Origin of the sequence: Pseudomonas linyingensis (genome assembly GCF_900109175.1) — a bacterium.
GTDB lineage: Bacteria > Pseudomonadota > Gammaproteobacteria > Pseudomonadales > Pseudomonadaceae > Geopseudomonas > Geopseudomonas linyingensis.
In genome coordinates this window covers 25330-48339 of sequence record NZ_FNZE01000005.1, presented here as the reverse complement: position 1 = coordinate 48339, position 23010 = coordinate 25330, and the positions used below count along the sequence as shown (strand labels likewise).

Genomic DNA, 23010 nt, shown 5'->3' with positions numbered 1-23010 from the left:
AGTTTTCCTCCACCGAGCAGCCGAATGGGCTGCGTGAACAACAAGCGCCGTCTGCGGACGGTCGGCAGTGGTTGGAGGACTCCATGACACAACAAGAAACCTACAGCTGTGACGTACTGGTGGTGGGTACTGGTGCGGCAGGTATGGCGGCGGCGATCACCGCCAAGTACCACGGGCTGAATGTGCTGATGGTCGAAAAGGGCGCCACCTACGGTGGTACCTCGGCGCGTTCGGGCGGTTGGCTGTGGATTCCCTGCACCGCTCTGGGCAAGGCCTGGGGTCATGCCGACACACCTGAGGCGGTCAAGGCCTACCTCAAGCACGAGGGCGGTAGTGCCTATAACGAAGAGCGGGTGGATGCCTTCCTGGAGAGCGGCGGCAAGGCGGTCGACTTCTTCACCAAGCACACGGCCGTGCAGTTCGACATGCCGCTGACCTTCCCCGACTACCATGCCGAGGCGCCGGGGGCCGCCCAGGGTGGGCGCTCCATGGTCGCCCGGCCGTTCGATGCCCGTGAGCTGGGTGAGCGCATGGACGAGCTGGAACCGCCGCTGCCGGAGCTGACGGTATTCGGCATGATGATCGGCTCGGGCAACGACATTAAGCACTTCATGCGCGCCACCCGCTCGGTCGAGTCCGCGGTCTACGCCACCAAGCGCCTGTCCAAGCACCTCTGGCAGACCTTCAAGCTGGGTCGCGGGATGACCCTGACCAACGGCAACGCCCTGGTCGGGCGACTGGCCAAGTCGGCGTTCGACTTGAACATCCCGATGTGGCTTAACTCGCCGGTGCACGAGCTGATCCAGGACAAGGGCGCGGTGGTCGGTGCCAAGGTCCTGCGTGACGGTCGTGAGGTGACCATCCAGGCCGCGCGCGGCGTGGTCCTGGCTGCGGGTGGTTTCCCCCATGACATCGCCCGCCGCAAGGAACTGTATGCCCATGCACCGACCGGCATGGAACACTGGAGCCCGACGCCGAAGACCAATACCGGTGACAGCCTGAAGATGTTCGAGGCCATCGGCGGACGTGGGGATACCCACCTGCCGAACCCGGCTGCCTGGGCGCCAGTCTCGCTGACCAAGCGCGAGGACGGCAGTCAGGGCGTGATGCCGCACTTCATCGACCGCGCCAAGCCGGGGGTGATCGCGGTGACCCGCCATGGCAAGCGCTTCACCAACGAGGCCAACTCCTACCACGACTATGTGCAGGCGATGGTCAAGGCCTGTGAGCATGAGGATGAAGTCGCCTCCTGGCTGATCTGCGACCACCGCACCCTGCGTCGTTACGGTCTGGGTTGCGTTGCACCTTTCCCGTTGCCGATCGGTCGCCATCTGAAGTCCGGCTACCTGCTCAAGGGGCGCACTCTGGCGCAACTGGCCAGTACCGCGGGCATCGATGCCAAGCAACTGGTGCAGACGGTGGAGAACTTCAATCGTCAGGCGCGTACCGGTCAGGATCTCGAGTTCGGCAAGGGCTCGAAGGCCTACAACCGCTACCAGGGCGATGCCTACCACGCGCCGAACCCCTGCGTGGCGCCGATCGAGAACGGCCCGTTCTATGCCGTGAAGATCGTCCCTGGCGATATCGGCACCTATGACGGCATCCCGGTCGACCGCCACTCGCGCGTGCTGGGTGCCGACAAGCAGCCGATTGCCGGCCTCTATGCGGTCGGCAACGACGCCACCAGCATCATGGGCGGTAACTATCCGGGGGCGGGTATCACCCTTGGCCCGGCATTGACCTTCGGCTACGCCGTGGGCATGCACCTGAGTCAGGCAGGGCAAGTAAGGGAAATCAAGGACGCGAAAAAAGTGTCCTGATCAGGGTTATCCCGACCGGTTGCCTTGGCAGCTGCCGGTTGGGTTTACAAAGCCGGGTCGGAGTTGTCGCCCGGTCGTAGCGCTAGTGTCTCCACTACAACTACAAGAAGGCAAAAGCATGTTCAAAAACAACAAGAAAGTATTCTCTGCTGCAGCTGTCGGCATGCTGTTCACCGGCCATGCCTTGGCTGCTGACGATGTAACCCTGCGATTCGCCCACTGGCTGCCCGATCAGCATCCGCTGGCACAGCACAGTTTTCCCGACTGGGCGAAATCGATTACCGAGGCTTCGGGCGGCACCATCAAGTTCGAGTTCTACCCAGCACAGCAACTGGGCGCGGCCAAGGATCACTACGATATGGCCCGCGATGGCGTGGCGGATGTCACCTGGGTCAATCCGGGCTACCAGCCGGGTCGCTTCCCAGTTCTGGGCGCGGTCGAATTCCCGTTTATCCTGACCGATGGCGATAAGGGCAGCGCAGCAGTGCATGAGTGGTATGCACCCTATGCCAAGCGCGAGATGAAAGATGTGAAGGTGTGCATCACCCACGTCAACACCCCGGGTACCCTGCACTCGAAAACCAGGATCAGCGCCCCCGAGGACTTGAAGGGGCTGAATATTCGCGCCTCCAACGCATCGGTGGCCACTTATATCACCAAGATGGGCGGCGCCAATGTCCAGGTTGCCGCACCTGAGGCGCGTGACGCTCTGGAGAAGGGCTCGGCAGACGCCATCTTCTATCCGAATGGCTCCTTCTGGCTGTACAACCTGGATGAGGTGGCGAAGTACCACGTCGATCTGCCGCTCTATACCAACGCGGCGACGGTAGTCATCAACAAGGCAGCGTACGAGGGGATGAACGTCGAGCAGAAGGCGGTCATCGATGCCCATTGCACCGCCGAGTGGGCCGAGCGTCTGGCCAAACCCTGGAATGAGTTCGAGATGGCTGGCCTTGATCGCCTGCGTGCCGACTCCAACCAGATCATGGTCAAGCCTTCCGAGGCAGAAACCCAAGCCTGGATCAAGAATGGTGAGTCTCTCCGTGAAGCATGGGCCGAGCGCGTCAACAAGCAGGGTTATGACGCCGGTAAGGTCTGGAGTGATCTGATTGCCAGCTTGAAAAGTCATTCCTCTGCGTTCGAGTAAAAATAACCAAAAAGTCTGAACTGGCCTCCTGTGCCGGGAGGCCGGTTTTCCGTCAGTTGCTGGCGGGGAGGGTGGCCTTGTGCAATTTTTCGATTTGATAGATAGAACTGCCAAGAAAATCGAGATCGTTTCCGGTGTGATGCTGGGACTTATGACTGTCCTGATTTTTCTCACGGCAATGGTGCGCTACCTCATGCCGTTCACACTGCCGGATGGCTACGACATATCGCGCTTGCTGTTGGGAATTTCCGTGCTGTGGGGTCTGGCAGCGGCTTGTTGCCATAATGAAAATATCAAGGTTGATATCTTTTGTTCGGTGCTGAGTCCCTGGGCCCGGCGCAAGGTGGATATATTCGCCGAGTCTCTGGTGTTCTGTTTTGTAGTGCTGTTCGCCTGGAAATTGTTTGGCACGGTGGAAAAGACCTATCTCTCCAATGAGGAAACCTTCGATCTGGGCTTGGCTATATGGCCGGCCTATGCATTGGCCTGGCTCGGTGTGCTGGCTGCAGCACTGATGGCTTTGCTGAGGCTGATGCGTTTGATTATTTCCGGTGAAGAAAGCGATTGCCTGCGTCAGAAAGAAGAAGGGAGCAATTACTATGAGTGAGCGCGATATCATTGCGATCATTGGCTTTATCTCCCTTTTTGCCCTGATGTTGCTGAGGGTGCCGGTGGGTATTGCCATGAGCCTGGTGGGGGTTGGCGGCTTCGCCGCTGTGGTGGGCATTGATCCGGCGCTGAATCTGCTGGCTATGTCACCCCTGCGGGCGGTGACCAACTACGAACTGAGCGTGATTCCCATGTTCGTGCTGATGGGTGTGTTCGCCACGGCCAGCGGCATGAGCAGCGAGCTGTTCCGCTCGGCCAACGCCTGGTTCGGCGGCCGGCGCGGCGGGCTGGGCACGGCGACCATCGCCAGTTGCGCCGGCTTCTCGGCGATCTGCGGTTCGTCGGTTGCCACCGCGGCCACCATGACCAAGATCGCCCTGCCGGAAATGCGCCGGCTGGGTTACTCCGACAGCCTGGCTACCGGGATGATCGCCGCGGGCGGCACCCTGGGCATCCTGATTCCGCCGTCGGTGATCATGGTGGTCTACGCCTTCATCACCGAGCAGGACGTCGGCAGGCTGTTCATCGCGGGTGTCATTCCCGGCTTGATCGCGGTGCTGATGCACATGACGGTGATCTGGCTGATTGGCTATTTCCGGCCAGGGACCGTGCCGGCCGGGCAGAAGACCAGCTGGACGGAGAAATTCGCCTCCCTGCGCGGCACCTGGGCCATTGCGCTGGTCTTCGTCGCCATCATCGGCGGTATCTATCAGGGCATCGTCACGCCGACCGAGGCCGCAGCACTGGGTGCGGTGGTCACCCTGATCATCGGTTTCGTCCGCAGGAGCCTGACCTGGCGTGGAACCCTGACTTGCCTGGTCGACGCGCTGAAGACTTCGGTGTCCATCTATACGGTGATCATCGGTGCGTTGCTGTTCGGCTACTTCCTGACCGTTACCCAGACTCCGCAGAAGGTGGCCGACCTGCTGGTCGGCCTGGGCCTCGGCCCGATGGGCACGCTGGCGCTGATCCTCAGCTTCTTCATCCTGCTCGGCTGCGTGCTGGAGTCGATGGCGATGATGATCCTGCTGGTGCCGATCGTGTTCCCGGTGATCGTGCACTTCGGTTTCGACCCGATCTGGTTCGGCATCATCATGGTGGTGGCGGTGGAACTGGGCCTGATCACGCCGCCGGTGGGCATGAACCTGTTCGTCATCAAGTCGGTGGCCCCCGATACCAATCTGGTCCAGATCATGCGCGGGGCGTTTCCCTTCGTGCTGATGGATATCGTCCGCCTGGTCCTGCTGGTCGCCTTCCCCATGCTGGTGCTCTATCTGCCCTCGCAGATGGGCTGAGGCAATTTGCTAGGAAACGAGGTGTTGAGATGAAAGTTGCCTTGATAGGTGCAACCGGCAATGTCGGTGGCGTTCTGCTGGAGGAGGCTCTTGGCCGCGGCCATCAGGTCACAGCGATTGCCCGGCATGCCGCAGCGCTGGCGCCCCGTCCGGGGTTGACGGTGGCCGAGTTGGACGTTGCCGATATGGCGTCGTTGAGCGAAGTGCTGCGCGGACACGATGCGGTGATCAGCAGCGTGCGTTTCCTGCAACTCTCTGCAGCGACCTTGCTGGCGCCGGTGCGAGCCAGCGGGGTAGGGCGTTTGCTGGTCGTGGGTGGTGCTGGAAGCCTGCAATTGCCTGATGGCAGCCGGCTGGTGGACAGCCCGAGCTTCCCTGCGGTCGCTCGCGCCGAGGCGCTGGCCGGTTGCGAGTTTCTTGCCGCGCTGGCCAGCCAGTCCGAGCTGAGCTGGACCTTCATTGCGCCATCGGCGCAGTTTGCCCGCGGCGAGCGAACCGGCCGCTATCGCCTGGGCCTGGATCGCCTGCTGGTGGACGAGCAGGGCAAGAGCTGGATCTCGGTGGAGGATTTCGCCATTGCCCTGCTGGATGAACTGCAAAGAGGCCGCCATCCATCCCAGCGCATCACGGTCGGTTATTGAGCAGTCCCTGAACCCAAGCAAATACCTTGCGTAGCCACGGTGTAGCGCCAGTCCCTGCTTATGGGCTGGCCCGTCGAAAACAATAAGGAAGCAATCATGACTCAGCAAAACCAAACCCTGTTCTCCCTGGCGGGCAAACTGATCCTGATCACCGGTGCCGCACGCGGCAACGGCGAAGCGGTCGCCAGAGGCGTTTCCGCTCTCGGGGCTAAGGTGGTAGTGGTGGACATCGACGGAGAAGGTGCCGCCAACACGGCTGCCTCCATCCGTGCCTCCGGCGGCGAGGCTTGGGGCTTCGCCCTGGATGTGAGCGACCGCGCTGCCTGTGAAGGTCTGGCGGAAATGGTTGCTGCAGAGATCGGCGAGATCGACGTGCTGGTCAACAACGCCGGCCTGCTCAAGCGCGTGCCCTTCGCCTCTCCGGAAGCCTGCGATGCGCTGTCCATCACCCTGTCGGTGAACGTCCATGGTCCGTTCAACGTGACCCAGGCCTTCCTGCCGGCACTGAAAAGCACCCGCGGCAACGTGATCAATGTGGCCTCGATCCAGTCCTTCGTCGCCGCCACTACTGCTCCGACCTATGCCATTTCCAAGGGCGCCGTAGCGCAGTTCACCCGTACCCTGGCAGCCGAGCTGGCCGATGACGGCATCCGCGTCAACGCGGTTGCTCCGGGCATGTTCGCTACTGCCATGTCGGCCAGCACCCGCGGTAACGAACAGGCACTGGCCAGCTTCCTCCAGCACGTGCCGATGAAGCGTGCTGCCGATCCGAGCGAGCTGATCGGGCCGATCGCCTTCCTGGCTTCGCCGGCCGCCAGCTATGTCACCGGCGTGGTGCTGCCGGTAGACGGTGGCTATCTGGTCTCCTGATGGTCCGGATTGGCTATCCAGCCCGGCCTTTGCATGGGCACTCCGTGAAGGCCGGGTAGAGGAGAACACGCATGAACTCAACAAGGATGGCGACGAGTTCGCCGGCAAGGTGGCGCAGGATGCCAAGCTCTGCGCGCATCCTTCGTGACCGGCAGTTGCTACATGGCCGACGGGGGCTATACAGTGCGCTGACCTCGCGACCCTGGCTGAAGCTTCAGACAGGGGCAGCGTGTAGACAACATCGACACCGGCCCCGGCCGGTGTTGTTTTTTGGAAAGGGAACCGATGAAGGCGACGCAGAGAGGGATTCAGAGTGTCGAGGTGGCGGGACAGATCCTGCAGACGGTGGTCGCTCAGGCACGCCCGCTGACACTCAAGGAGATTGCAGAGCTGGTGGATACGCCTGCGGCGCAGGTATTCACCTACCTGGTCAGCCTGACGCGAGTCGGCCTCCTCAAGCGTAACCCCTTTACCCAGGAGTTCGAGCCGGGGCCTCTGTCCTTCCGGCTCGGGGTTGCCGCATTGCACAACCTGCCCAAGGTGCGCGAAGCCATGCCGGTCGCCGACGAGCTGGGTCGCCGTCTGGGGCTGAACGTGTTTCTCGCGGTATGGAGCAGGCACGGCCCGACCGTGGTGCGCTACATCGAGCACGGCATGGTGCTCAATATCGGCTTTCGTCTGGGTACCATCATGTCGCTGACGCGCACCGCGACCGGTCGGCTGTTTTCGGCCTTCCAGCCCCAGGCGCTGTGCGAGGAGGTGATCGCCAACCAGACCTTCACCCGCGACAGCCTGGATGCCTTCCGCTCCGGCCAGTTCCAGCAGGACCTGACGGAGATCCGGGCCCAGCGCCTGTCGATGGCGCTGGGTTATCCGACGCCTTCGGTGTCCGCCTTCTCCGCACCGATATTCGATGCCGAGGGACGCCTGCTGCTGGCGCTGAGCGTCTTCTCGTCAGCCACCAGCTTCGATGAGGGGCGCATCGCCGAGGTGACCGAAGCGATACGTCTGGCAGCCGACGGCCTGTCGGCCCAACCCTGAGTCGGGAGCGCGAGCATGAGCGAACAGAACGAAGAAAAGCAGCAGCGTGGCATTCAGTCGGTGGAGGTCGCCGCCGAGCTGCTGGAGGCGTTGATCGGCTTTGGCGGGGCGGTATCGCTGAAGGACTTTGCTGCGGCGGTGGGCATGAGTTCGGCGCGGGCCTTCCCCTACCTGGTGAGCCTGGTGCGCGCCGGACTGGCACACAAGGATGAGGCGACCGGGCTCTACGAGCCGGGCCTGCTGTCGCAGGAGCTGGGCATCCTCGGTCTGCACTATCTGAACCCGCTGGACGAGGCGGAGGTGGTGGTCAGAGAGCTGGCCGGTGCGACCGGGCATGCCGTGGCGCTCAGCGTCTGGGGCGCCCTGGGGCCGACGGTGGTGCGGATGGAGGAGTCGCGCTACAGCCTGTACTCGGAAATCCGCCTGGGCTCGGTCATGTCCTTGGTGAACTCCTCGATCGGCCGGGTCTTTTCGGCCTGGATGCCGCAGGCCATCGTCGAGGGAGCGCTGGCACAGGAGGGTGTGCGGGCAGCCGGGCGTAGTCTGAGCGCGGCCGAGCGCAAGAGATTCATCGACGGGCTGGCGACGATCCGCAGCCAGGGCATGGAGGTTCGCCAGGATGCGCCGATGCCTGGGCTGAGCGCGATGAGCGCGCCGGTGTTCGGTCTCAGCGGCGAGATGGCCTTCGCGCTGACGTTGTTCGACGAAACCCCGGCGATGGACCTCGCACTCGATGGCCAGACGGCACAAGAGCTGCGGCGCAGGGCTGGCGAGTTGTCCATGCGGCTGGGGCATTTCGGCCAGTAACGCGGCACACCCAACAGCGGAACGTAAAGCGCGGCCAGCTCCCTTGCGGAGCTGGCCGCTGTCGTTTCAGGCCTGTTCCGGCAGCGCGGGCGGCAGTAGCTGGAAGTTGTCGGTGATGCGCGAGTACATGCCGGGGCCGATCAGCCGGCCGATCGGGTTCAGGCGCGCCATGTCGATATGCTTGCGCTCGTCGATCACGTCCTCACGGCAGTGCACCTGTACCACCTCGCCGATCACCACGTGGTAGGGGCTGTTGCCCAGTTCGAGGATCTGCACCAGCTTGCATTCGAACTGTACCGGCACATCGACGATGCGCGGCGGCTGGATGCGCACCGAGGGGGCCGTGGTGAAGCCGGCCAGTTCGATCTCGTTTACGCCGGCCGCGTACTCCGGCACGCACAGGTTCATCTTTTCGATATTCGCCTCGTCGACCACGTTGACGACGAACTCGCCGGTCGCCCGCACGTTGACCAGCGTGTCCTTTTCCTGGCCCTTCTTGGCGCCCTGGTTGGGGCCGACGCTGAACATCAGCATCGGCGGATCGATGCTGATGTAGTTGAAGGCGCTGAAGGGGGCTGCGTTAGGCCCCAGCGGTCCATCGGTGGAAACCAGGGCGATGGGGCGGGGGATGATGGTGCTGGACAGCAGTTTGTACTGATCGGCCCAGCCCAGCTCGCTGGTGTCAAAGCTCACCGACTGCTGAGCCGGGGATGCGCTGCCTGCGTTACTGCTCATGGTGTCGTTCTCCAGGTGTGCGGTGATTGTCGACTTCCTTGGTCTACTATTGCATATTGACAAAGTTATTTGCAAAAGCGTAATTTTGGTTTGTGCCTGTTCAGCAGTCCCAGGCTGTCACCGTCCGGATCAGGAGGATGTCCATGCAGTTCATGTGTTTCCTGAAAGCGCGCCCCGAAAGAACCGGAGCCTTCCGCCAATGGTTTCTCGAGTCCCTTGCGCCTCGTTTGCTGGAGATGGCGCCGGTGCCGGTACAACGGCTGATCGTCAATCTTGCGGATTGCCCGCCTGCTGGCTTTGCCATCTATGGCGGTGCGGAGGTGACGGTCGGGCCGCAGTACGAGGTGATCCTGCAGGTCTGGTGCGAGTCCGGCGCCGACTTCGAGCGGCTGCTCGCGGTTGGCGAGGCCGAGTTGCAGGAATGGGTGGAGGTGCTGCACTGCTATCGCATCACCGAGACGGAGGTCCTGCACAAGCCCGACTTGCTGGTGGGCAAGCCCACACCGGGCTACAAGCTGCTGCGCGGGTTGTTCTTCCACGAGGACATGCCCGATAGCGCGGTCCAGCGCAGCTGGGAACGTCACCAGCATCTGGCGGTGAAGGTGCATGTCGGTCTGGCGCGCTACGTGCGGCACTGGGTCGACGAGGTTCTCTCGGAGGACGCGCCCGCCATTCGCGGCTTGTCGGAGCTGCATTTCCCCAGCGAGGAGGCCCTGCTGGAACGCTATTTCGACTCGCCCCGTGGACAGGAAGAAATCCTGCACGACATCGGGCATTTCATCGGCGGCGGGACCCACAGGTTCTTTGCCAGGGAGCATGTACTGAAGCCGGCCTGAGCGCCGCGTTGAGCAGCATCAGGGATGAGTACGAATATTTGAAATCCCCCCCTTGCCATGGGTGCGGCACTAAACAAATACAAGAGAGACAACAATGAAGACTCAAACCCTGAGCTACCCGGTTGGCGGAGGCCTGGCTGTCAGCCCTGACGCTGCGCAAGAGCTGTTCCGCAAGGTGCTCTGGCGCCTGCTGCCCATCCTTTTCGTGGCCTACTTCTTCTCCTTCCTCGACCGGGTCAACATCGGCTACGCCAAGCTGCAAATGCAGCCGCTGCTGGGCATCACCGAAACCCAGTACGGACTGGCCGCCGGCATCTTCTTCCTGGGCTACGCCCTGTTCGAGATTCCCAGCAACCTGCTGCTGGACAAGATCGGTGCACGTAAGACGCTGACGCGCATCATGGTGCTGTGGGGCATCACCTCGGCGATGACCATGTTCGTCACCACCGCCAGCCAGCTGTATGTGCTGCGCTTCCTGCTCGGCGTGTTCGAGGCCGGCTTCTTCCCCGGCGTCATCCTCTACCTGAGCTACTGGTTCCCCAGCTACCTGCGTGGTCGCGTCACCTCGATCCTGCTGCTGGCTACCCTGACCGCCCCGATCCTGGGCGGCCCCGTTTCAGGGCTGATCATGCAGAACATGGGCGGGATCAATGGTTGGGCCGGCTGGCAGTGGATGTTCCTGCTCGAGGCGCTGCCGATCATCTTGGTGGGCGTGGTCTGCTTCCTCTGTCTGAGCGACAAGCCCGAAGGTGCCAGCTGGCTCTCGGCCGGGGAGCAGCAGCTGCACGAGCAGATCATGCGCAAGGACCGCGAGTCCCACGGGCACGACGATGGGCACGGGCGTGATGCCATTCTCTCCGCCCTGATCGATCCGCGTGTCTACCTGCTGGCTCTGTTGGCCTTCAGCGCCTACTGCGGTTCCTATGCCTTCAATTTCTGGCTGCCGACCATGATCCAGCAGATGGGCATCAAGGACGTGTCGCAGATCGCCTTGTACGCGGTGATTCCCTTCTCCATGGCCGCCATGGGCATGCTGCTGGTGGGACGCAGCTCCGACCTGCGCCGCGAGCGCCGCTGGCACTATGCCCTGAGCATGCTGTTTGCGGCCGTGATGCTGACGGTGGCCAGCCAGTGGCAGGGTTCGCTGCTGACCTCGCTATTGCTGCTGGGGTTGGCCGGGTTCGGCTTCAGCGGCGGCGTCACCGTGGCGTGGTCGCTGCCGGCGACCTACCTGAAGGGCAAGGCGGCGCCTGCCGGCATCGCCATGGTCAGCTCGCTGGCCACCCTCAGCGGCTTCGCCGCGCCCTGGCTGATCGGCTACACCCGCGACCTTACCGGAAGCAGCAGTGCTGGACTGATCACCATCGGTGGCGTGATGTTGTTGTCCGCTCTGGTGATGATCTTCCTGGTCCCGCAGAGCGCCGTCCATGTGGGGGCCCGCGAGGACTGAGCATCGGTCCGCAGTTGGTCTATTCCGCTTCTAGCTAGCCCATTCCATTGGCTCGACAGGCTATCTCCCTTTCAATGGGGATGGCCTGTTTTTGTCTTTTTTCGATGAATTTCTATTCGCTTTCTTGTCGGTGAGAAGTTTTTAAATTTTGTATTGGCAAATAAATTTGTTTATGGATAATTTGAATGGCGTCTGCGGCGAGGCTCTGCCGATGCTTTTCCCGCGTAGGGCAGGTGGAACGGCGACATGCGTCCGATCACGTCACCTGACCCGGCTCCAACAACAAGAAAGGGACACCATGAAAAAATTTCCGCTCAATCTCGCGGCGCTTCCCCTGCTGAGCGCCATTGCCATTGCTTCCGGCACCGCTCAGGCCAATCAGGCTGACGCCAAGGGCTTCATCGAAGACGGTCGTCTGGATGTGCTCAATCGGAACTTCTACTTTCACCGCGATCTGCGTAACGGCACCTTCAACTCGGCGGGCCGCAACCGCTTCAAGCCGATTGCCGAGCGCAACGGTTACCGCGAGGAGTGGGCGCATGGCGTGATGGCGCAATACACCTCCGGCTTCACCCAAGGCACCATTGGCTTCGGCCTGGATGCGCATGCCTTTCTGGGGCTTAAACTGGACAGCGGTGGTGGCCGCACCGGTACCAACCTGCTGGCCGTGGATACCGAGGGTCACCCCGAGGATGCCTATTCCGAGCTGGGCGGCTCGGTGAAAGCGCGGGTCTCCAAGAGCGTACTGAAGTACGGCGCCCAGATGCCCGCCGCCCCGGTCTTTGCCGTGAGTACCGTGCGCCTGCTTCCGGCCACCGCGACCGGCTGGACCCTGAGTGTCAACGAGATCGCCGACCTCAATCTCGACTACGGCCGCTTCACCTCGGTCAATGGTGTCGACTCCACCAACAGCGACGGCGAACTGACCACCGACTACGCCGTCGGCATCACCTCGAAGAAGGTCGACTACCTGGGGGCCAACTACAAGTTCAGCAACGACTTGAGTGCTAGTCTGTACGGCTCCGAGCTGGAAGACGTCTGGCGCCAGTACTACGGCAATGCCAAGTACCGTCTGCCGCTGGCCACCGGGCAGGCGCTGAGCTTCAACCTCACCGGCTATCACACGCAGGATCATGGGCAGAGCCTGGGCGGCGAGATCGACAACACCTCCTGGTCATTGCTCACCAGCTATATCCTGGGTGGACATACCTTCACCGTGGGCTACCAGAGCCTGCATGGCGACGAACCGCTGGACTGGGTCGGTTTCGGCAGCATGGGTGGCAACGTCGCCATCGGCAACGCCGCGCAATTCGCCACCTTCACCGAAGCCAACGAGAAGTCCTGGCAGCTGCGTTATGACCTGGACATGGTCGCCTATGGCGTGCCGGGGCTGAGCTTCATGGCGCGCTATATCCGCGGCGACGACATGGACAACGCCGACAGCAACAACGCTCGCTACACAGCGCGGCATGTGTACGACACCAGCAAGGACAACAAGCACTGGGAGCGCGACCTGGAGGTCAAGTACGTCATCCAGAGTGGCCCGGCGAAGAATCTGTCCATGCGCGTGCGCCATGCCACCCACCGCAGCACTACCGGCTATCGCTATACCGATATCGATGAAGTTCGCGTCATCGCCGAGTATCCGCTTAACGTGTTCTAAGTCATCTAACGGGGACGACTGAAACACGGCAACTTGGCTCTTCCGCCTGGCAGCGAGAGGTAACTCATTTGGAGAGCAGGGGTAGCACTTGTCGGGGCTACCCTTTTTTTTGCCTATGGCTTTTGCATTGCTCGTGGCAGAAGCTCGGCTATTCAGGTCGAGGGTCAGATATATGCACGGTACAGGGAGCAGCTTGAGGGTCCATTTGGCCCTGATGGCACTCATGGTGGTCTGGGGGCTGAACATCTCGGTGGTCAAGCAGTTGACCGGCATGCTCGATGTCATGCTGGTGGCCAGTGTGCGCATGGTCCTGGCGGCAGTAGCGCTGGTGGTCTTGCTGTACTGCTGCAGAGGCCGTTTTCCTCGCTGGCGGGGACGCACCCTGTTGCTGGGATTGCTCTGCGCCTTTCTGATGGTCTATGCCAATCAGGTGCTTTTTGCCGCGGGGATGGAGCGCACCACAGCTACCAATGGTGCCTTGATCATGGCGCTTTCCCCGATGATTTCCGGGCTGCTGGAGGCCCTGATATTTCGCAAGCGCCTCACAGTGCCCTACATGGCTGGGGTTTTGCTGGCATTTGGAGGCGTTGCCTTGGTGATTCTCAATCGGCCGGGGGCTGGCTGGTCTGGTGTCGCCGCCGGCGACCTCCTGATTCTGGCTTCCATATCCTCCTTCGCCTGTGGCGGGGTGATAGTGCAGCGCCTGGCGCGCAACAGCAGCCCATTGGCCATTGGTGGTTTTCTGCATGTGCTGGGAGCCTTGCTGCTGACGGCTCATGCCGGCGTCACGGTGGACGAGGCACTCCCCGCGCTAGTGGCGCTGAGTGGCTTGGGCTGGGGGTTTTGTCTGTTTTCCGGCGTGCTGGCCACGGCCATGGGGGCCGTGGTGTGGGGGCGCAGTATCGCTGCGCTGGGCATTGGCCAGGCGGCCGTCTATCTGGCGTGGATCCCGGTATTCGGGGTGGGCTTCGCCGCGTGGCTGCTCGATGAGCCGCTGACGTACTGGCATTTCATCGGCGTGGTGGCGGTGCTGGGGGGGACGCTGCTCAGCAGTGCGCGTGGCGCTGCAGAGACTGCTCCGGGGCGGGCCGCCGGGAAAGCGCTCGATTGCACTCCGGGGATCGTCGATGGACGCGGCCGGAGCAGGCCATGCTCCTAGGCATCCACCTGCGCGGGAGCAACGTTGAGCGTCTTTTTCAGGCGCTCCAGAGGGAAGGGTGGAGCGGAGAAACGGCCGCGCCGCGCCATGTGGGGAGGCATGGCGCGGCGCGGTCGGTGTTGCCCGGTCAGTCGAACACGATGCCCTGAGCCAGCGGCAGTTCGCGCGAGTAGTTGACGGTGTTGGTCTGCCGGCGCATGTAGGCCTTCCAGGAGTCCGAGCCGGATTCACGGCCGCCGCCGGTTTCCTTCTCGCCACCGAAGGCGCCGCCGATCTCCGCGCCGCTCGGGCCGATGTTGACGTTGGCGATGCCGCAGTCGCTGCCGGCCGCGCTCTGGAAGGCCTCAGCCTCACGCACATCGAGGGTGAAGATGCACGAGGACAGGCCCTGCGGCACTTCGTTGTTGAGGCGCAGCGCCTCGTCGAAGTCGCGGTAGCCCAGCACGTAGAGGATCGGCGCGAAGGTCTCGTGGCGCACCACCTCGCTCTGTGCCGGCATCTCCACCAGCGCCGGGGTGACGTAGAAGGCGTCCGGATAACTGTCGGCCAGCTGACGCTCGCCGCCGAACACCTGGCCGCCCTCGTCACGGGCTTTTACCAGGGCGTTCTGCATGGACTCGAAGGCCTGCTTGTCGATCAGCGGGCCGACCAGGTTGCCCTGCAGCGGGTGGCCGACGCGCACCTTGGCGTAGGCGGCCTTGAGGCGGCTGACGATCTCGTCCTTGACCGACTCGTGAGCGATCAGGCGGCGCAGGGTGGTGCAGCGCTGGCCGGCGGTGCCGACGGCGCTGAACAGGATGGCGCGCACGGCCATGTCCAGGTCGGCGCTCGGCGTCAGGATCATTGCGTTGTTGCCGCCCAGTTCAAGGATGCAGCGGCCGAAGCGGGCGGCGACGCGCGGGGCGACTTCGCGGCCCATGCGAGTGCTGCCGGTGGCGCTGACCAGCACCACGCGCGGATCTTCGACCAGGGCTTCGCCGGCATCGCGGTCGCCGACGATCAGCTGGCTGAGGCCGGCCGGTGCGTCGCCGAAGGCCTTGAGCGCCTTGTCGAACAGCGCCTGGCAGGCGAGGGCGGTCAGCGGGGTCTTCTCCGACGGCTTCCACACCACGGCGTTGCCACAGACCAGTGCCAGGGTGGCGTTCCACGCCCACACGGCGACCGGGAAGTTGAAGGCGCTGATCACACCGACCACGCCCAGCGGGTGCCAGCTCTCACGCATGTGGTGGCCGGGGCGCTCGGAGGCGATGGTCAGACCGTACAGCTGGCGCGACAGGCCGACGGCGAAGTCGCAGATGTCGATCATTTCCTGCACTTCGCCCAGGCCTTCCTGGGTGATCTTGCCGGCCTCCCAGGACACCAGCTCGGCCAGGTCGGCCTTGTGGGCGCGCAGGACTTCGCCGAACAGGCGCACCAGTTCGCCGCGGCGCGGGGCCGGTACGCTGCGCCAGGCCTCGAAGGCCTGCTGGGCGGCGGCAATCCGGGCCGGGACGCTGCTGGCCGGCTCCAGCGCCACGGCGCCGATGCGGCTGCCGTCGATGGGGCTGTGGATGACGTGGGCGCCTTGGCTGGCGGCCTGGGCGCTAACGCCCAGACGGCTGAGAAGATTGTCGACCATGGATAGCTCCTGTCGCAGGTTTGATTGAAATTTGGCCTCCCGACCAGTATTAATCCGCATATTGCGCGCTCACAAGCGAGCGTTTTTTGTTATGTCATTCCTTGAATTCATGCTTGGCCTGCCCCGGCCGCCGAGAACGCCATGTCCAAACGCCTGATGCCATCCATGACCGCGCTGCAGTGCTTCGAAGCCGTCGCGCGCCACCTGAGCTTCACCCGCGCCGCCGAGGAACTGCACCTGACCCAGAGCGCTGTGAGCAAGCAGGTCGCCCAGCTGGAGGACATGCTCCAGCACCTGCTGTTCCGCCGCATCCGCCGCCGCCTGCAACTGACTCCGGCCGGTGCGCTGTACCTGACCGAGGTCAACAAGATCCTCAAGCAGGTGGAGATGTCCACCCACTACATCCTCTCCTACGGCGGCAACACCGAGGTGCTCAAGGTGGCGACCCAGCCGACCTTCGGTGCGCGCTGGCTGATTCCCCACCTCAAGGGTTTCGGCGCGGCGAACCCCAATATCCATCTCGACCTGCACAACGTGCTGGAGCCGTTCGACCTGCTGCAGGGCAAGGCCGACGTGGTGTTCTTCTTCGGCCAGGGCACCTGGCCCGGGGCCGAATGCATCGAGCTGTTCGGCGAGTCGATGGTGCCGGTCTGCGCGCCGGACCTGTGCGCCGGCGGCATCGCCAGCGCCGAACAGCTCGGCGAGCAGGTGCTCCTGCAGTGCGTGTCGCGCCCGGAGGCCTGGCACGACTGGTTCCACAGCCAGGGGCTGCAGAGCAGCAACAGCTACCACGGGCCGCGCTTCGAGACCTTCTACATGTGCATCCGCGCCGCCCAGTCCGGCTGCGGCGTGGCGCTGGTGCCGCGCTTCCTGGTGGAGGACGAGCTCAATGACGGCAAGCTGGTGATCGCCTGGGACCACGAGCTGCCCAGTGGCGGCAAGCACTTCATGGCCTACGCCGAGCATGCCGCCGACGTGCCGAAGATCCGCGCCTTCGTGGAGTGGATTCGTGGCCAGCTGGACGCCGGCTGAGGGCGCATTCGATTCTTGCAGGAAAAAAAGGAATCAAAGGCCGAGTTTAATTCGTTTGCCGGGGGGCAACCCTTGTCGATTTCATGAAGCGCACCCAAAACCCCTCGCGGAGTAGCGCGCCATGCAAGCGACCCACGTCAGCCAGTCCCTGGCCATCGTCCACCCGATCAGCCTCAGCCACGGCCGCAACGCCGAGGTCTGGGATACCCAGGGCAAGCGCTACATCGACTTCGTCGGCGGCATCGGCGTGCTCAACCTCGGCCACTGCCACCCGCGCATCGTCGAGGCGGTGCGCGGGCAGGCCGGGCGGCTGACCCACTCGGCATTCAACGCGCTGCCCCACGAGGGCTACAGCCAGTTGCTGGCGGCCCTGGCGCGCTTCGTGCCGGTGTCCTACGGCCTGTCCGGCATGCTCACCAACAGCGGCGCCGAGGCCACCGAGAACGCCCTGAAGATCGTCCGCGCCGCCACCGGGCGCAGCGCGGTGATCGCCTTCGACGGCGGCTTCCACGGCCGCACCCTGGCCGCGCTCAACCTCAACGGCAAGGTCGCCCCCTACAAGCAGAAGGTCGGCAGCCTGCCCGGCCCGGTCTACCACCTGCCGTACCCAAGCGCGGACAACGGCGTCAGCGTCGAGACCGCGTGCGCCGCCATGGAGCGTCTGTTCAGCGTCGAGATCGACGTCGAGGAAGTCGGCTGCGTGATCCTCGAGGCGGTGCAGGGCGAGGGTGGCTTCCAGGCGCTGGACGCAGGCTTCGCCCAGTATCTGCGGCGCTTCTGCGACGAGCGCGGCATCGTGCTGGTCATCGACGAGATCCAGTCCGGTTTCGGCCGCACCGGCCAGCGCTTCGCCTTCTCGCGCCTGGGCATCGAGCCGGACCTGCTGCTGCTCGGCAAGAGCATCGCCGGCGGCCTGCCGCTGGGCGCGGTGGTCGGTCGCCAGCACCTGCTCGATGCGCTGCCCAAGGGCGGCCTGGGCGGCACCTACTCGGGCAACCCGCTGGCCTGTGCGGCGGCACTGGCCACCCTCGAGCTGATGAGCGACGCCAACCTGGCAACCTGGGGCGAGCGCCAGGAGCAGTGCATCCTGCGCCACTACCAGGCCTGGCAGGACAGCGCGCTGGCCCCGGCGCTGGCGCGCCTGACCGGCGTCGGCGCCATGCGCGGCATCGAGCTGCGCGCCGCCGACGGCGGGCCGGGCAGCGAACGCCTCGCCCGCCTGCTGGGCGCCGCCCGCGAGGCCGGCCTGCTGCTGATGCCGAGCGGCAAGTACCGCCACATCGTCCGCCTGCTGGCGCCGCTGACCGCCGAGGAAGAGATCCTCGACGAGGGCATGGCGATCTTCCGCCGCAGCCTGCAGGTGAGCTTCTGAGGATTCCCGCGGCGAATGAAGTACAGAGAATTAGTCGTTTGAGCGATCGGTCAGTCCTGCACAGAATGCTGGCGAGACCGATCGACATCAACCGCGCCGTCCGCCATCGGCGGGCACAGTGAGGAGTGCAGTGCGATGAACCAGAATGCCTTTGCCAGTCCGGACGAGATCCGCGGGCGTTTCTCCCTGGCCATGTCCGCCATGTACCAGAGCGAGGTGCCGATGTACGGCGAGCTGCTCGATCTGGTCGGCCGGGTCAATCGGCGGGTGCTGGACGACCACCCGCCGCTGGCCGAAGCGCTGCGCGCCAGCGGCGACCTGCAGCGACTCGAGGAGGAGCGCCACGGCGCCGTGCGCCTGGGCACCGCGCAGGAACTGGCGACCATGGCGCGGCTGTTCGCGGTGATGGGCATGCAGCCGGTGAGCTACTACGACCTGGCCTGCGCCGGTGTCCCGGTGCACGCCACCGCTTTCCGCGCCGTCGACGAGGCGTCGCTGGCGCACAGTCCGTTCCGCGTGTTCACCTCGCTGCTGCGCCTGGAGCTGATCGACGACCCGGCGCTGCGCCAGCAGGCGGCGGAGATCCTCGCCGGCCGGCAGATCTTCACCGCCCAGGCGCTGGCGTTGATCGAGCAGTTCGAGCGCGCCGGCGGACTGACCGAGGAGCAGGCCGGGGTGTTCATCCGCGAGGCGCTGCAGACCTTTCGCTGGCACCGCCAGGCACGGGTCAGCGCCGAGGTCTACCAGCAGCTGCAGGCGCAGCACCGGCTGATCGCCGACGTGGTGGCCTTCAAGGGTCCGCACATCAACCACCTGACCCCGTGCAGCCTGGACATCGATGCGGTGCAGGCCGGCATGCCCGCGCGCGGCATGGCGGCCAAGGAGCTGGTGGAGGGGCCGCCGGCGCGGCGCTGCCCGATCCTGCTGCGCCAGACCAGCTTCAAGGCGCTCGACGAGGCGGTGCAGTTCGCCTGCGGCACGCCGGGCTGGCACAGCGCGCGTTTCGGCGAGATCGAGCAGCGCGGCGCCGCGCTGACCGCCAGGGGCCGCGCGCTGTACGACCGGCTGCTCGGCGCCGCCCGTGAGCGCTGCCGCGGCGTGCCGCCGGCGCAGTATCCGCAGGCCTACGCCGAGGCGCTGGCCCAGTGCTTCGCCGACTTCCCCGACGACTACGCGGTGCTGCGCCGCGAGGGGCTGGTCTACGGCCGCTACCAGGTGACCGAGGCCGGTCGCGCCGCGCGGCGCGAGGGCCGCCTGGCGGGCGACCTGGAGGCGCTGCTGGCGGCCGGCCTGCTGCGCTGGCAGCCGCAGCTCTACGAGGACTTCCTGCCGGTCAGTGCGGCGGGCATCTTCCAGTCCAACCTGGGCGACAGCACGCGCGATGCCTACGACCAGTCGGCCAGCCGCGCCGAGTTCGAGCGCGCCCTCGGTCGCCCGGTGCTCGACGAGCTGGCGCTGTATGCCCGCACCCAGCAGGCCTCGCTCGCCGCCTGTGCGCAGGAGCTGGACCTGCCTCTGGCTTGAGAGCTGGCGACGCTCCAGCTGAGGCCGCACCTGCGGGGCAGGGCATGGGCCGCCGGATGGCTGGCGCCTGTGCGGCTGCCCTGCAATACCGGGCCCCATTCGAAGCTGGAAGACTCCGGCATGAGGCTGGCGCAACGCCCAAGCGCACGGCAGGTCGGAGCCATGCGGCTGGCGCAGGGCGACAAGTGGTGCCTGCAGTGTTGTCGCTACATGCAGCTTGAGGGACTGCAATCGCTCAGTGACAATCAACCGGTCAAGCAGTCCGTCGTAATCGGCCAGGCCCCCCTCCGACGCAACTGCCAAACCCCCGGCTGATCCACCGCCCATGCCGGAACGCGAGCCGGCCGCCCCGAACATGCGTTCGCAGTCATCGGGCCGCTGCGCCGGGAGGCATGCCACCGAGCGGTGGGTGCGGGCCTTGTCGGCTGGCTGGTTGCGGAGCCTCTCACTCAGATTGGTTGTTGTTATAAAAACAAAATCGCCATTTGTTTCCGATTTATGGTTGATCTGGTAGGATTTTGTTTGTACAAAAACAAGATAATCCGCACCCTGGAGTCGAACCAATGCATCCTCGCGTTCTTGAGGTCACCCAGCGCCTGATCGAGCGTAGCCGCGCCACCCGCGAGCGCTATCTGGCGATGATCCATGCGGCAGCCAGCGCGGGGCCGCAGCGTGGCAAGCTGCAATGCGCCAACTTCGCCCACGGGGTGGCCGGCTGCGGTGGCGGCGACAAGCAGCGCCTGCGCCTGATGGATTCGGCCAACGTCGCCATCGTCACTGCCTACAACGACATGCTCTCGGCCCACCAGCCCTATGAGCACTACCCGGAGCAGATCAAGCAGGCCCTGCGCGACATCGGCTCGGTGGGCCAGGTCGCCGGCGGCGTGCCGGCCATGTGCGACGGCGTGACCCAGGGCGAGCCGGGCATGGAGCTGGGCATCGCCAGCCGCGAGGTGATCGCCATGTCCACCGCGGTGGCGCTGTCGCACAACATGTTCGACGCCGCGCTGTTCCTCGGCGTCTGCGACAAGATCGTCCCCGGCCTGATGATCGGCGCGCTGCGCTTCGGCCATCTGCCGGCGCTGTTCGTTCCGGCCGGGCCGATGCCGTCCGGGCTGTCCAACAAGGAAAAGGCCGATGTGCGCCAGCGCTATGCCGAGGGCAAGGCCAGCCGAGGCGAGCTGCTCGAGGCGGAGATGCAGGCCTACCACAGCCCCGGCACCTGCACCTTCTACGGCACCGCCAACACCAACCAGATGCTGATGGAAGTGATGGGGCTGCACCTGCCGGGCTCCTCCTTCGTCAATCCGGGCACGCCGCTGCGTGACGCGCTGACCATCGAGGCGGCGCGCCAGGTCACCAATCTGACCAAACAGGGCGGGCAGTTCCTGCCGCTGGCCGAGATCGTCGACGAGCGCGTGCTGATCAACTCCATCGTCGCCCTGCACGCCACCGGCGGCTCGACCAACCACACCCTGCACATGCCGGCCATCGCCCAGGCCGCCGGCATCCAGCTCACCTGGCAGGACATGGCCGACCTCTCCGAGGTGGTGCCGACCCTGGCTCACGTCTATCCGAACGGCAAGGCCGACATCAACCATTTCCATGCCGCCGGCGGGGTGGCCTTCCTGGTGCGCGAGCTGCTCGACGCCGGCCTGCTCCATGAGGACGTCAACACCGTGCTGGGCCGCGGCCTGCGCCGCTATACCGAGGAGCCGTTCCTCGACGGCGAGCGCCTGGTCTGGCGCGAGGGCCCGGTCGCCAGCCTCGACGAAAGCATCCTGCGTCCGGTGGCGCGGCCGTTCTCGCCGGAAGGCGGCCTGCGGGTGATGGTCGGCAATCTCGGCCGCGGGGTGATGAAGGTGTCCGCGGTGGCTGCCGAGCATCAGGTGGTGGAAGCCGAGGCGCGGGTCTTCCATGACCAGCAGGCGCTGGCCGACGCCTTCAAGGCCGGCGAGCTGGACCGCGACCTGGTGGCGGTGATGCGCTTCCAGGGGCCGCGCAGCAACGGCATGCCCGAATTGCACAAGATGACCCCCTATCTCGGCGTGCTGCAGGATCGCGGCTTCAAGGTGGCGCTGGTCACCGACGGGCGCATGTCCGGTGCGTCCGGCAAGATTCCGGCAGCCATCCACGTCTGCCCCGAGGCGTTCGACGGCGGCCCGCTGGCGCGGGTGCGCGACGGCGACCGGGTCCGCGTCGACGGCCACACCGGCACCCTGGAGGTGCTGGTCGACGCCGCCGAGTTCGCCGCCCGCGAGCCGGCGCGCTGGGATCTGGAGCCGAACGTCGGCTGCGGGCGCGAGCTGTTCGCCTTCATGCGCCAGGCCTTCAGCAGCGCCGAGCAGGGCGCGAGCGCCTTCACCGCCAACCTGGAGCACCTGAAGTGAAGCTGGCCCTGGTCGGAGACATCGGCGGCACCAATGCGCGCTTCGCCCTGTGGCGCGCCGAACGACTGGAGTCGGTGCAGGTGCTGGCCACTGCCGACTTCGCCACTCCCGAGCTGGCCATCGAGCATTACCTGGTCGGCCTGGACCTCGGTGCCGAGGCGCTGGGCGCGGTGTGCCTGGCGGTGGCCGGGCCGGTCGGCGGCGAGCATTTCCGCTTCACCAACAACCACTGGCACATCGAGCGCAGCGCGTTCTGCCGCAGCCTGGGGCTGCCGGCGGGCGGGCTGCTGCTGGTCAACGACTTCACCGCCATGGCCCTGGGCATGACCCGCCTGCGCCCGCACGAGCGGCTGCAGGTCTGCCCGGGTGTCGCCGAGCCGGGTTGCCCGGCGGTGGTGATCGGTCCGGGCACCGGGCTGGGCGTCGGCGCCTTGCTACCCCTAGGCGGCGGCCGCTGGCAGGCGCTGCCGGGGGAGGGCGGGCATGTCGACCTGCCCATCGGCAACCCGCGCGAGGCGGCCTTGTGGCAGGCGCTGTTCGCCCAGCTCGGTCATGTGCGCGCCGAAGACGCCCTCAGCGGCAACGGCCTGCTGCAACTGTACCGCGCCTTCTGCTCCGTCGACGGCCACGACCCGGTGCTGGCCTCGCCGGCCGCGGTGACCGCCGCGGCGCTGGCCGGCGATACGCTGGCGTCGGCGGTGCTGGAGCAGTTCTGCGTGTGGCTCGGCCGGGTCGCCGGCAACAATGTGCTGACCCTTGGCGCGCGCGGCGGGGTGTATATAGTGGGTGGAGTGGTACCGCGCTTCGCCGGTTTCTTCCAGACCAGCGGTTTCTGCCGCGGTCTCGCCGACAAGGGCTGCATGAGCGGCTATCTCGACGGCATTCCGGTGTGGCTGGTGACCGCCGAATACCCCGGTCTGGAAGGTGCGGGCGTGGCGCTGCAGCAGGCGCTGGAAGAGCGTCCCGAGTTGCACTGATTCGAGTGTGCGACAGAACAATAA

The 23010-nt window shown here is 65.0% G+C and carries 19 protein-coding genes; 17 read left to right on the top strand and 2 right to left on the bottom strand.

Features of this window, described 5'->3' with window-relative positions:
* Positions 1 to 83 precede the first annotated feature (83 nt).
* The 8 genes from BMZ19_RS07670 to BMZ19_RS07635 all read left to right on the top strand — a co-directional run bounded on the left by BMZ19_RS07670 (position 84) and on the right by BMZ19_RS07635 (position 8230).
* Positions 84 to 1820, top strand: a complete 1737-nt coding sequence (locus BMZ19_RS07670) for an FAD-dependent oxidoreductase (protein ID WP_090309309.1) — start codon at positions 84 to 86, stop codon at positions 1818 to 1820.
* Between the two features lie 118 nt (positions 1821 to 1938).
* On the top strand, positions 1939 to 2967 hold the full coding sequence (locus BMZ19_RS07665) for a TRAP transporter substrate-binding protein (protein ID WP_090309307.1): 1029 nt from the start codon (positions 1939 to 1941) through the stop codon (positions 2965 to 2967).
* 79 nt (positions 2968 to 3046) lie between these two features.
* Positions 3047 to 3574: a TRAP transporter small permease gene (locus BMZ19_RS07660; RefSeq protein ID WP_090309304.1), complete on the top strand. Its 528-nt coding sequence runs from the start codon at positions 3047 to 3049 to the stop codon at positions 3572 to 3574.
* Entirely contained in the window at positions 3567 to 4871 is a 1305-nt protein-coding gene (locus tag BMZ19_RS07655) for a TRAP transporter large permease (RefSeq protein WP_090309300.1), read from the top strand. Before BMZ19_RS07660 ends, BMZ19_RS07655 begins: the two co-directional genes overlap by 8 nt.
* 29 nt (positions 4872 to 4900) lie before the next feature.
* Positions 4901 to 5512 (top strand): NAD(P)-dependent oxidoreductase, encoded by a 612-nt coding sequence (locus tag BMZ19_RS07650; RefSeq protein WP_090309297.1) that lies wholly within the window; start codon positions 4901 to 4903, stop codon positions 5510 to 5512.
* Between the two features lie 96 nt (positions 5513 to 5608).
* A complete protein-coding gene (locus BMZ19_RS07645; RefSeq protein ID WP_170847718.1) occupies positions 5609 to 6382 on the top strand; it encodes an SDR family NAD(P)-dependent oxidoreductase in 774 nt (257 codons plus the stop codon).
* A gap of 285 nt (positions 6383 to 6667) precedes the next feature.
* The gene (locus tag BMZ19_RS07640) at positions 6668 to 7423 is read left to right on the top strand and encodes an IclR family transcriptional regulator (protein ID WP_090309293.1); all 756 of its coding nucleotides are present in this window, start codon (positions 6668 to 6670) and stop codon (positions 7421 to 7423) included.
* A gap of 15 nt (positions 7424 to 7438) precedes the next feature.
* Complete coding sequence (locus tag BMZ19_RS07635) at positions 7439 to 8230, top strand: IclR family transcriptional regulator (protein WP_090309290.1); 792 nt, start codon at positions 7439 to 7441, stop codon at positions 8228 to 8230.
* Between the two features lie 66 nt (positions 8231 to 8296).
* Here BMZ19_RS07635 and BMZ19_RS07630 read toward each other — a convergent pair whose 3' ends face one another.
* Entirely contained in the window at positions 8297 to 8965 is a 669-nt protein-coding gene (locus BMZ19_RS07630) for a flavin reductase family protein (RefSeq protein ID WP_090309286.1), read from the bottom strand.
* A 143-nt stretch (positions 8966 to 9108) separates the two neighbouring features.
* Here BMZ19_RS07630 and BMZ19_RS07625 point away from each other — a divergent pair, with 143 nt between their 5' ends.
* The 4 genes from BMZ19_RS07625 to BMZ19_RS07610 all read left to right on the top strand — a co-directional run bounded on the left by BMZ19_RS07625 (position 9109) and on the right by BMZ19_RS07610 (position 14073).
* Positions 9109 to 9801 (top strand): hypothetical protein, encoded by a 693-nt coding sequence (locus tag BMZ19_RS07625; protein WP_090309283.1) that lies wholly within the window; start codon positions 9109 to 9111, stop codon positions 9799 to 9801.
* 94 nt (positions 9802 to 9895) lie between these two features.
* On the top strand, positions 9896 to 11251 hold the full coding sequence (locus BMZ19_RS07620) for an MFS transporter (RefSeq protein WP_090309279.1): 1356 nt from the start codon (positions 9896 to 9898) through the stop codon (positions 11249 to 11251).
* Positions 11252 to 11549: 298 nt separating this feature from the next.
* Positions 11550 to 12914, top strand: coding sequence for an OprD family porin (locus BMZ19_RS07615; RefSeq protein WP_090309276.1), 1365 nt, complete (start codon positions 11550 to 11552; stop codon positions 12912 to 12914).
* A gap of 214 nt (positions 12915 to 13128) precedes the next feature.
* Positions 13129 to 14073, top strand: coding sequence for a DMT family transporter (locus BMZ19_RS07610; RefSeq protein ID WP_244517136.1), 945 nt, complete (start codon positions 13129 to 13131; stop codon positions 14071 to 14073).
* Between the two features lie 127 nt (positions 14074 to 14200).
* Here the strand turns inward: BMZ19_RS07610 and amaB are convergent, their stop codons facing one another.
* On the bottom strand, positions 14201 to 15691 hold the full coding sequence (gene amaB / locus BMZ19_RS07605) for an L-piperidine-6-carboxylate dehydrogenase (protein ID WP_090309271.1): 1491 nt from the start codon (positions 15689 to 15691) through the stop codon (positions 14201 to 14203).
* A gap of 141 nt (positions 15692 to 15832) precedes the next feature.
* On the opposite strand from amaB, the gene BMZ19_RS07600 reads away from it, so the two are divergent.
* From BMZ19_RS07600 to BMZ19_RS07575, 5 genes are all read left to right on the top strand, one after another.
* Positions 15833 to 16723, top strand: coding sequence for a LysR family transcriptional regulator (locus BMZ19_RS07600; protein WP_090309268.1), 891 nt, complete (start codon positions 15833 to 15835; stop codon positions 16721 to 16723).
* Between the two features lie 121 nt (positions 16724 to 16844).
* Entirely contained in the window at positions 16845 to 18095 is a 1251-nt protein-coding gene (locus BMZ19_RS07595) for a 2-aminoadipate transaminase (protein ID WP_090309265.1), read from the top strand.
* A 135-nt stretch (positions 18096 to 18230) separates the two neighbouring features.
* A complete protein-coding gene (gene hglS, locus BMZ19_RS07590; RefSeq protein ID WP_090309262.1) occupies positions 18231 to 19619 on the top strand; it encodes a 2-oxoadipate dioxygenase/decarboxylase HglS in 1389 nt (462 codons plus the stop codon).
* A 563-nt stretch (positions 19620 to 20182) separates the two neighbouring features.
* Positions 20183 to 22009 carry a phosphogluconate dehydratase gene (edd, locus tag BMZ19_RS07580; RefSeq protein WP_090309256.1) on the top strand — a complete coding sequence of 609 codons (1827 nt, stop codon included), beginning with the start codon at positions 20183 to 20185 and terminating at the stop codon, positions 22007 to 22009.
* On the top strand, positions 22006 to 22986 hold the full coding sequence (locus tag BMZ19_RS07575) for a glucokinase (protein ID WP_090309253.1): 981 nt from the start codon (positions 22006 to 22008) through the stop codon (positions 22984 to 22986). Before edd ends, BMZ19_RS07575 begins: the two co-directional genes overlap by 4 nt.
* The last annotated feature ends 24 nt before the right edge of the window (positions 22987 to 23010 follow it).

Coding starts and splice junctions, on each gene's coding strand:
- BMZ19_RS07670 (WP_090309309.1), top strand. CDS start 84: ATGACACAACAAGAAACCTACAGCTGTGACGTACTGGTGGTGGGTACT.
- BMZ19_RS07665 (WP_090309307.1), top strand. CDS start 1,939: ATGTTCAAAAACAACAAGAAAGTATTCTCTGCTGCAGCTGTCGGCATG.
- BMZ19_RS07655 (WP_090309300.1), top strand. CDS start 3,567: ATGAGTGAGCGCGATATCATTGCGATCATTGGCTTTATCTCCCTTTTT.
- BMZ19_RS07650 (WP_090309297.1), top strand. CDS start 4,901: ATGAAAGTTGCCTTGATAGGTGCAACCGGCAATGTCGGTGGCGTTCTG.
- BMZ19_RS07645 (WP_170847718.1), top strand. CDS start 5,609: ATGACTCAGCAAAACCAAACCCTGTTCTCCCTGGCGGGCAAACTGATC.
- BMZ19_RS07640 (WP_090309293.1), top strand. CDS start 6,668: ATGAAGGCGACGCAGAGAGGGATTCAGAGTGTCGAGGTGGCGGGACAG.
- BMZ19_RS07635 (WP_090309290.1), top strand. CDS start 7,439: ATGAGCGAACAGAACGAAGAAAAGCAGCAGCGTGGCATTCAGTCGGTG.
- BMZ19_RS07630 (WP_090309286.1), bottom strand. CDS start 8,965: ATGAGCAGTAACGCAGGCAGCGCATCCCCGGCTCAGCAGTCGGTGAGC.
- BMZ19_RS07625 (WP_090309283.1), top strand. CDS start 9,109: ATGCAGTTCATGTGTTTCCTGAAAGCGCGCCCCGAAAGAACCGGAGCC.
- BMZ19_RS07620 (WP_090309279.1), top strand. CDS start 9,896: ATGAAGACTCAAACCCTGAGCTACCCGGTTGGCGGAGGCCTGGCTGTC.
- BMZ19_RS07615 (WP_090309276.1), top strand. CDS start 11,550: ATGAAAAAATTTCCGCTCAATCTCGCGGCGCTTCCCCTGCTGAGCGCC.
- BMZ19_RS07610 (WP_244517136.1), top strand. CDS start 13,129: ATGGCACTCATGGTGGTCTGGGGGCTGAACATCTCGGTGGTCAAGCAG.
- amaB (WP_090309271.1), bottom strand. CDS start 15,691: ATGGTCGACAATCTTCTCAGCCGTCTGGGCGTTAGCGCCCAGGCCGCC.
- BMZ19_RS07600 (WP_090309268.1), top strand. CDS start 15,833: ATGTCCAAACGCCTGATGCCATCCATGACCGCGCTGCAGTGCTTCGAA.
- BMZ19_RS07595 (WP_090309265.1), top strand. CDS start 16,845: ATGCAAGCGACCCACGTCAGCCAGTCCCTGGCCATCGTCCACCCGATC.
- hglS (WP_090309262.1), top strand. CDS start 18,231: ATGAACCAGAATGCCTTTGCCAGTCCGGACGAGATCCGCGGGCGTTTC.
- edd (WP_090309256.1), top strand. CDS start 20,183: ATGCATCCTCGCGTTCTTGAGGTCACCCAGCGCCTGATCGAGCGTAGC.